Origin of the sequence: Advenella sp. EE-W14 (genome assembly GCF_012923605.1) — a bacterium.
GTDB classification, from domain to species: domain Bacteria; phylum Pseudomonadota; class Gammaproteobacteria; order Burkholderiales; family Burkholderiaceae_B; genus Advenella; species Advenella alkanexedens.
Genome location: NZ_JAAVNG010000016.1, coordinates 25,947 through 30,060 on the forward strand (window position 1 = coordinate 25,947; position 4,114 = coordinate 30,060).

Here is a 4,114-nt window from a genome sequence, read left to right on the forward strand (position 1 = left end):
ACCCGGTGGTATGACGCATATAATTACGCCCCACCTGTCCGGAACTGTTGGCAAGCCCATCCTTGAACCTGGAGGAGGCCGACATCAGCAACAAACGGGGTGTTTCAATCGAATTACCCGCCACACAAACGACCCGGGCGGCCTGACGCTGCATTTTGCCCTCTTTTACAAAATCATAAATCTGATGACAGGCTTTTGGCCGGTCGCAACCGGCCTTTTTATTATATCCACACCTGGACTTATTGGTAGTGTCCCAATTTTTTCAGTACTTCAATTTTGTAACCATCAGGATCCTGAACGAAAAAGAACTGGGCCAAAATCGTATCGCCATCCTTGAAGGTTTTGATCTCAAGAGGATTCAATCCCGCTGCGGTAAATCGGGCATGCTCCGCCTCAAGATCGTCTACACAAACAGCGACATGGCCATAGCCATCACCATGGGTGTAGGGTTCTTCACGATCCTTGTTATAAGTCAGCTCGATTTCCATGTCATTTTCCGTACCCCGCAAGTAGCAAAGGGTAAAAGTGGGAAAATCCAGCTCGTGGGAAGGCACCAGTCCAAAAGCGGTCTTGTAAAATGCCTTGGATGCTTCAAGATCCTTGCAACGGATCATAACGTGAATAATTTTTGCCATCTTCATAAACCTCTTAACATAATCAGACGGTTCAATTATGGCGTTTAATTGCCCGGGTTCGGTAATAACCGGGTACTACATAAAAAATGGCCGGCATATCATCAACATGCCGGCCATTTTCCCAATCATTTCAATTAAAACGCGGGAACAATTGAACCTTTATATTTTTCTGCAATAAAAGCTTTCACGTCTTCACTTTGCAGCGCCTTGATCAACTTGGCAATATCCTCCGATTTTTCTTTTTCGACAATCGTGGCAACCAGGTTGGCATAGGGTGATTCCGCATCCTCAATGAACAGGGCATCCTGTGTAGGATTCAGGCCGGCTTCCAGCGCATAGTTGGTATTGATCAGGGCAATATCCACATCATCCAGCACACGGGGCAAAGTCGCTGCTTCCAATTCCTTGAATTTCAGGTTTTTAGGGTTCTCAACGATATCACGTGAAGTAGCCAGCAAGTTGCCGGGATCTTTCAACTTGATCAGATCCTGCTGCTGCAGCAGCAACAAAGCACGTGCGCCATTGGAAGGGTCATTGGGAATAGCCACCAGGGCACCGTCTTTAAGTTCACCCGTTGCCTTGATTTTTTTGGAGTAAGCACCAAAAGGCTCTACGTGAACCAGACCCACCGATACCAGATTGGTGCCTTTTTCTTTATTGAAGGTGTCCAGATAGGGTTTGTGCTGGAAGAAATTGGCATCCAGCTGTTTATCGGCTACCTGCTGGTTGGGCTGTACGTAATCGGTAAAAACCTTGATTTCAAGATCAATACCTTCCTTGGCCAATGCCGGTTTGATATGTTCCAGAATCTCGGCATGCGGAACCGGGGTTGCCGCAATACTTAATTTTTCATTGGCAGCGGCATTCAGCCCCACCACACTTGATACCAATACCAGACCTGCCAGGATTTTTTTAAGTTGCATAAGATGCTCCAATACTATTTTCTGTTAAATTTAACTACCAATCGATCGCCCAGCATCTGAACCAGCTGAACCATCACTATCAAAATAACCACCGTTATAATCATGACCTCGGACTGGTAACGCTGGTAGCCGAAACGAATCGCCACATCACCCAGCCCGCCACCGCCAATCACACCAGACATGGCGGAATAACCAATGAGTGTGATCGCAGTGACTACAATTGCACTGATAATGCCTGTTGTGGCCTCGGGCAATAAGGCCCACATGACGGTTTGCCGTGAATTGGCCCCCATGGCATTGCAGGCCTCATTAATGCCTGGATCTATTTCACGCAAGACATTCTCAACCAGCCGTGCAAAAAATGGTGCCGCGCCCACCACCAGGGGCGGAATCGCACCGCTTACCCCCAGCGCACTGCCCATGATAAAACGGGTAAACGGGATCAGCACAATCAGCAGGATTAGAAATGGCACTGAACGCAACACGTTCACCACCAGCGACAGCACCTGATACACCACCTTGTTCTCAAGCAGCTGGCGTTCACTGCTCAGATACAGGTAAACGCCCAGCGGCAAACCAATCACAACCGTCCACAACAAGGACCACCCCGTCATCAGCAGGGTATCAACCGTGGCTTCACCAATCAATGGCCAATCAATTCTGTCCCAGTTCATGGCTTCAGTACCTCATATTCAACATTCTGGCCCTTGAAAAAGGCCTCCAAAGGCGCATATTGTTTTTCTTCACTGTCCACCGCCAACACCAGCTGACCATATGGCGTATCCTTGATTTTGCCAACCGCACCCTGCAAAATACTCAGGTTTACATCAAGCTCCCGGCTTGCCTGGCTTAACAAAGGCTGGGCCGTTGCCATGCCCCTATAGGTCAGGCGGATAATACGTCCCTGCACCCCTTCAACCAATTCCTGCCAGCTATTGGCATCCACGCCGCTTTCCGACAACAAAGACATGGTTGTTGGATGTTTGGGATGCAGGAAAACATCCAGCACATCTCCCATTTCAGCAATTTTTCCACCATCAATAATAGCCACCTGATCACAAATGGAACGGATCACATCCATGCCATGGGTAATCAGGACAATCGTAATACCGAGACGTTTATTGATATCGGCCAGCAAGGCAAGAATGGATTGCGTGGTTTCAGGATCCAGGGCACTGGTCGCTTCATCACACAGCAACAGTTCGGGCTTGTTGGCCAGCGCCCGGGCAATGCCCACCCTTTGCTGTTGTCCACCCGACAGTTGCCGGGGATATTTGTGAATATGGTCGGTCAGACCCACCAGGTTCAGCAATTCAATCGCCCGTTCATGACGTTCTTTTTTTGGCTGGCCGGCAAGCCGCAGGGGAAAGCAGACATTATCAAGCACCGTTCGGGAAGTGAGCAGGTTAAAGTGCTGGAACACCATGCCGATTTTCTGGCGCACTTTTCTCAGTTCAGCTTCTGAAATCGCTGTAATATCCTTCTCATTGATAAACACCCTGCCCTGCGTCGGCTTTTCAAGCAGGTTCAGCATTCGAATAAGCGTGCTTTTACCGGCGCCTGAGCGACCAATAATACCAAAAATCCTGCCCTTTTCAATTTGCAGGTCTATGCCCGCCAAAGCATGAAGGGTTTTATCTTTCGTTATGTAGGTTTTATGAATATTCTCTAAGCGGATCAACGCATTTCTCAATAATGTACGTTCTTGTGGGCACCATTTTATATGACCATTGCGCATTTGTTTTTATTTGCTTATTTTTTATGGTTATAAAAATACCCCATCAACACGATAAGTTAATCTCAGGCATTACTCGCCACCGGATCCGATAATATAACGGTTTTCAGACATCATGTTAATCATTTCACCGCCAACCACGGGAGTATTTCAAGCCCGGCAGGCAAAAAAAATACCGCGCCACTGGCACGGTATTTTTTGATATCTTACTGATGGTGGGTGCTACAGGGGTCGAACCTGTGACCTACGCCTTGTAAGGGCGCCGCTCTACCAACTGAGCTAAGCACCCATCTAGTAAACTTTGTTCGCTACGAAAGCAAGTATTTTATTGCAATGCGATTTCTACGTCAACACCTGCAGGCAGGTCCAGTCGCATTAATGCATCAACTGTTTTGTCTGTTGGATCTACAATATCCATCAAACGTTGATGAGTGCGAATCTCAAACTGGTCACGAGAAGTTTTGTTCACGTGTGGAGAACGCAATACGTCATAACGTTTGATACGTGTTGGCAGTGGAACTGGGCCACGTACAACCGCGCCTGTGCGCTTGGCTGTATCAACAATTTCAGCTGCTGATTGATCGATCAGTTTGTAGTCAAAGGCTTTCAAACGGATACGGATTTTTTGGTTTTTCATTGTATTTCCCAAAGAACAATATAAAGAACAAATTGCCTTGCCCACAGGACAAGGCAATTGAGCATTGTAGCATTAATTACTTAATACCACACGCAAGTAATGCATTAAGCAGCGATTTTAGCAACAACACCGGCGCCAACAGTACGGCCGCCTTCACGGATCGCGAAACGCAGACCTTCTTCCA

The 4,114-nt window shown here is 47.5% G+C and carries 5 protein-coding genes, 1 tRNA gene and 2 pseudogenes; all 8 read right to left on the reverse strand.

The features are described 5' to 3' along the window. Window positions 1-163 (reverse strand): annotated as a pseudogene (locus HCX92_RS14950) (GMC family oxidoreductase); the annotation flags it as partial. A 76-nt stretch (window positions 164-239) separates the two neighbouring features. After that, window positions 240-635, reverse strand: coding sequence for a VOC family protein (locus HCX92_RS14070; protein WP_169295601.1), 396 nt, complete (start codon window positions 633-635; stop codon window positions 240-242). A 134-nt stretch (window positions 636-769) separates the two neighbouring features. After that, window positions 770-1,558: a MetQ/NlpA family ABC transporter substrate-binding protein gene (locus HCX92_RS14075; protein WP_169295602.1), complete on the reverse strand. Its 789-nt coding sequence runs from the start codon at window positions 1,556-1,558 to the stop codon at window positions 770-772. 14 nt (window positions 1,559-1,572) lie between these two features. Then, a complete protein-coding gene (locus HCX92_RS14080; RefSeq protein WP_169295603.1) occupies window positions 1,573-2,232 on the reverse strand; it encodes a methionine ABC transporter permease in 660 nt (219 codons plus the stop codon). Continuing rightward, window positions 2,229-3,239, reverse strand: a complete 1,011-nt coding sequence (locus HCX92_RS14085; RefSeq protein ID WP_169295604.1) for a methionine ABC transporter ATP-binding protein — start codon at window positions 3,237-3,239, stop codon at window positions 2,229-2,231. Before HCX92_RS14085 ends, HCX92_RS14080 begins: the two co-directional genes overlap by 4 nt. Window positions 3,240-3,506: 267 nt before the next feature. Continuing rightward, window positions 3,507-3,582 (reverse strand) — tRNA-Val (locus HCX92_RS14090). Between the two features lie 36 nt (window positions 3,583-3,618). Next, on the reverse strand, window positions 3,619-3,930 hold the full coding sequence (rpsJ, locus tag HCX92_RS14095) for a 30S ribosomal protein S10 (RefSeq protein WP_014752595.1): 312 nt from the start codon (window positions 3,928-3,930) through the stop codon (window positions 3,619-3,621). 104 nt (window positions 3,931-4,034) lie between these two features. Next, window positions 4,035-4,114: pseudogene (locus HCX92_RS14100) on the reverse strand (elongation factor Tu); the annotation flags it as partial.